4 protein-coding genes are annotated in these 4408 nt (G+C 45.6%); 3 read left to right on the plus strand and 1 reads right to left on the minus strand.

Annotated features, from left to right (window positions below):
- From VB714_RS14735 to VB714_RS14745, 3 genes are all read left to right on the plus strand, one after another.
- A partial coding sequence (locus VB714_RS14735) for a serine/threonine-protein kinase (RefSeq protein ID WP_323225370.1) occupies positions 1–936 on the plus strand: 936 nt, incomplete at its 5' end.
- A gap of 137 nt (positions 937–1073) precedes the next feature.
- Positions 1074–2105, plus strand: coding sequence for a tetratricopeptide repeat protein (locus VB714_RS14740; protein ID WP_323225371.1), 1032 nt, complete (start codon positions 1074–1076; stop codon positions 2103–2105).
- A 126-nt stretch (positions 2106–2231) separates the two neighbouring features.
- Positions 2232–2672, plus strand: coding sequence for a CAAD domain-containing protein (locus tag VB714_RS14745; protein WP_323225372.1), 441 nt, complete (start codon positions 2232–2234; stop codon positions 2670–2672).
- A 124-nt stretch (positions 2673–2796) separates the two neighbouring features.
- On the opposite strand, the gene VB714_RS14750 is transcribed toward VB714_RS14745, so the two are convergent.
- A complete protein-coding gene (locus VB714_RS14750) occupies positions 2797–3921 on the minus strand; it encodes a HetZ-related protein 2 (RefSeq protein WP_416309690.1) in 1125 nt (374 codons plus the stop codon).
- Positions 3922–4408 lie beyond the last annotated feature (487 nt).

Below are 4408 nucleotides of genomic sequence, written 5' to 3' on the forward strand. Positions count from 1 at the left end.
TCATTACCAGGACAGCCATTCTGCGCCATTAAGCAACTCTGTCCCCGCGTCAGCGAAAAAAAGGCACTAGATACAGCCCGCCATCGCTTTCAGAGAGAAGCCAAAATCCTTGCTGCTTTGGGGAATCATTCCCGCATTCCCATGCTTCTCGACTATTTTGTATTAGGAGATGAATTCTACCTCGTGCAAGAATATATCAAAGGTGCAACCCTCGCTAGATTGGTAAGACGGCAGGGATGTCAGTCAGAACTAACCGTAAAGCGGGTTTTACGAGAAATGCTCGACCTTTTGCTATACGTCCACGAACGCGGCGTAATTCATCGAGATATTAAACCACAAAATATTATTTTGTCTCAAGATCGGCGTTTGGTTCTCATTGACTTTGGGGCAGTGAAACAACAATTAGCGCAAATGAGCGAAAATACCACTCGCGGTGTCACCACTCATTTTGTCGGTACCGTTGGGTTTGCTCCCCCAGAACAATTTTCCCTCCGTCCGGTCTTCGCCAGCGATATTTATGCTTTGGGCGTAACCAGCTTATATCTTTTAACGGGAAAAGCCCCTTTAGACTTTAAAACCAATCCTCGCACCGGAAAATTGCAATGGCAAGAACGTGCCTCAGTTGGCAAAATCTTGGCTCCAATCTTGGATAAAATGCTCGAACCTTCATTAGAGCGACGCTACCAATCCGTTGATGCGATTATCAACGATCTCAATCTTGCTTCGCCTCAAGATAATCTTTCCCAGTGCATGAATAACCTCACCCCCCCTATTAATAAAGAGTCTCAGTCCCGACAAAGCCCCGAAGCCTCTCAACGACCCCTCTCAGAAAAAGAAAGAATGGCGCGTTCAATTCGCAATTGGAAATCTCGTCGTCCTCGTCCGACTTCTAAATCAACAAAATATCCCGATTCCTTACTGCATAGTTCCGGCTAAACATCAACATTTATCAAGCCCTTATCAAATATGGTTGATAATTGATAATTGATAATTGATAATTAAGGTTGGGGAATGGCGAATCGCATTTGCGATATCCAATCGATCTGTTGATAATCGATCAGGGGGACAATAGGGTGGCAGATGAAGGCGACAAACCAGAAAAATTTATAACTCCCAAGGATAATCCAACCCTAAATGCCGAGAAACGACAAACTTCTCCCACCCTTGAAAGCGATCGCGCCGGACAATTGCTCGAACAGGGAATGGCCGGCCAACAAAGCGGCGATTTTCAGCCGGCGATCGCCGCACTTCAACAAGCACGAGACTTTTATCGAAATCTTCAAGACAATCTTGCTGAAGCAACCTCTTTGTATTACTTGGGTTTGGCGCACTATGGGCTAGGAAATTATCAAGAAACAATTCAAGCCGCGCGATCGGGTTTATCCCTGGCTCAATCATTATCAGAACAGCGTCTCACTGGGCAATTGTTTAGTTTATTGGGCAATGCCTATCGCCATCTCAATGATTACGATAAGGCGATCGCCTTTCAGAAGAAAAGTTTAAAGGTTTTTCTGGATCTCAAAGAGCGCACCGGAGCAATGGCCGCCCTCAATAACTTAGGTTTAGCTTATAAAGCGCAAGGTAAACACGAAGATGCCATTTCTTGCCAAAAACGCGCCCTCATGTTTGCTCGTTCCCTAGAAGACCGCCAAACTGCCGGACAAATTCTCAAAAATTTGGGTAATACTTACTATGTGTTGGGCAATTACCGCGAAGCGATTAATTATTACGAACAGCGCTTGGAACTGGCTCAAGAACTAGAGGAAGATCGCGTTGCGGTGCAAATCCTGCGTAATCTGGGTAATGCTTCTTATACATTAGGAGATTATCGTCAGGCCATCGCCTACAACCAAAAACGCCTAACTTTCGCCAGACAATTAGCAGATCCTCGCTCTGAAGAACAGTCTTTAGGTAGCCTAGGGGTTGCTTACGATGCCATCGGAGACTACGAACAAGCGATTAAATATTACGAACAGCGTTTAAAAGTCGCCAGAGAAATCGGCGATCGCCGGGCGGAACGACAGGCGATCGGTAGTTTGCGAACGGCCTGTTATGCTCTAGGAGATTATGCCAAGATCGCACAATATCAATCAGAAGAATCATAAAATCAAGAGGAAGCATTCTGGCGGTGTTTTTGGTTAATATGGGCAAGAATCAATTTTTTTGCCATCCTTGGGTCGCGATCGCAACCTACAATGAAATTCCATCTCAAACTGCAGGAGAAAAAAGCAATGGATCCGAATATTCCCTCGGCGGAAGCTGAAGTTACCCAATCTCAAAGCCCATCGGGTTTTAAGACAGACCCTTCTGGGGCAATCTCACCCGCAAAACCACCAGCAACCGATCGCCCTTGGCAAGAATGGATCGAACCCGCTTCGGAGTTCTTGGGCAAGTTACCCGATATGGTGAAGAAGTTTTTCTCTGATTTCAAGGAACCTTTAACCGTACTGTCTTTGTTGTTGGGAGGACTGATTACTGTATATCTAACCTTGGCACTACTGGATGCGATTAACGATATTCCCTTACTCGCCCCTGTTTTTGAATTAGTGGGTATTGGGTTTGGTGTTTGGTTTGTTTGGCGCTATCTCTGGAGTTCTAAGGGTCGCCAAGAACTCCTTCAAGAATTCCGATCCTTGAAAGAGCAAGTTTTAGGGTCTGACGTTAAAGACTAAAAAATAAAGAAGGATGAGGGATGAGGATTTACGCATTAGCAGGCAAGATGCCTGCACTACCATAACCAGAGAATGCCGTAGTGGGAGCGTCTCGCTCCCTGGCTGCGTAAGTCCTTTGCTCCCTCTAATTCCGAAGAGACTGAGCAAATTGATAGCTTTTACTCCACTCGGACATCACTTGGGATTTTTTCAAGTTTAATTTTTTGGCGATTTCCTCAAGGGTTTTTCCTTCTTGTAAGCGAGTGATGATTTGTTGTTGTAGAGGTGTGATATCTTGCCAAAATGTCTGCCATTGTTTGGGCGTGAGTCCCAGGCTATGTTCTTGCAGAGAAATTTTCAGCCAATTTTCCACTAATTCTGGGCGGCTTTTCAGAGCGAAAATCTTAACGGCGTGATAGTTGATTTTTTCCCGCAAGCGGTAAATTTGTTTGATGGGTAAATCTAAGATTTGCGCGATCGCCTCTTGGGAATGACCCTGGAGATACAAGCGCAGCCATTCTACCGCTAGGGGATCGACTTTTTCTGCCAGGTAATGCTCAAATTCTTGGCGCACTTCCTCCCGCAATATTCGTTGTTCTTCCTCATCGCGATCGCTTTGGTAGTGGGCGATGGCCTCAGAGTCGAGCAAACTAATGGGAGAATCCCCCGCATCTGGGGTCAGTTCCTCAGAAATCATTTTGATGCGTTCTTTTTGAGGAACCTGGGTCATACCCCCTTTTTGGGAACGTCGCAAGTAATTGGTAAAACGATAAACCAGCAAAGGCTGATTGCGAATTGGTCGTAAGCAATATTCTTCAATACTGGCCAACAACAGTGCATTTCGCAAAGAAGGATTTTCGCTACAGCGAGAAATCCGAGCAATCGTTGTTTTGATGTAGCGATCGCTGTCGATCATCTCCTGAATGACCTCTTGCAGGACATCCGCCACGGCACGTTGGCGATCGCGGCTCAAGGATACCCAAGTGCGAATTTTATTCCGCAAGACCACAAGAGACCCCAAGCGAGAAATCAAATTGCGATAGGCTCGGGTTGGACTTATTCCCAAATAGCGCTGGTGGAGAATGCGATAGCGGTATTCGATCGCCTGTCGCGCGATGGCCTTTTGGCGATCGTCCATATTGGCAAATCGCTCTCGATCTTCCCCCACCAACCACAAAGCAACACTCTGGCGCGTTTGGGAAGGGCGATCGGCACACTCTTCCTGCAAGCGCTTTTGCCAAAAGGTTTCTAGCTCTCGGGCAAATTCAATTGTCACCTTGGTATCCTCCAACCCCATGTTTCTCTAGTGTGCATCACAACTTCCCTTTCACCAAGACCATAAACCGCGTGCAGAAAAATATAAATTGACTGCTTGTGCCAAATCATCGGATTAAGTTATATAATCTCAGAGAGCTTTGTCAAAAAAAGTATAAAAAATATTTGATAAAGATCGACAAATCCATCATCAACTTGCTATATTAGATGTCAAAAGAGGACTCCCGTTAGAGCCGACAGGCTTAACGGCGAGATCAATTTTGACCAGCAAATAAAACCGACCCAAGGGAGTCAGTTTAATTGAAATTGTGCTAGTCTGAAAAAGCCAATGCACCCAAGTGTGTCTAGATAGGCAGAATTGGTGATTCTCGCCAGATAAAATGTCCGACCAAAAAGAAGTACCTGATAGCAGGGGCGGCATAGTTTATGAAGGAGAAGCCGAAACATAATTAAGTTTTTGGTTGTCTGCTGTCGGGCAGTCA

The organism is Spirulina sp. 06S082, from assembly GCF_034932145.1.
Lineage (GTDB): Bacteria > Cyanobacteriota > Cyanobacteriia > Cyanobacteriales > Spirulinaceae > CCY15215.

Coding starts and splice junctions, on each gene's coding strand:
- VB714_RS14745 (WP_323225372.1), top strand. CDS start 2,232: ATGGATCCGAATATTCCCTCGGCGGAAGCTGAAGTTACCCAATCTCAA.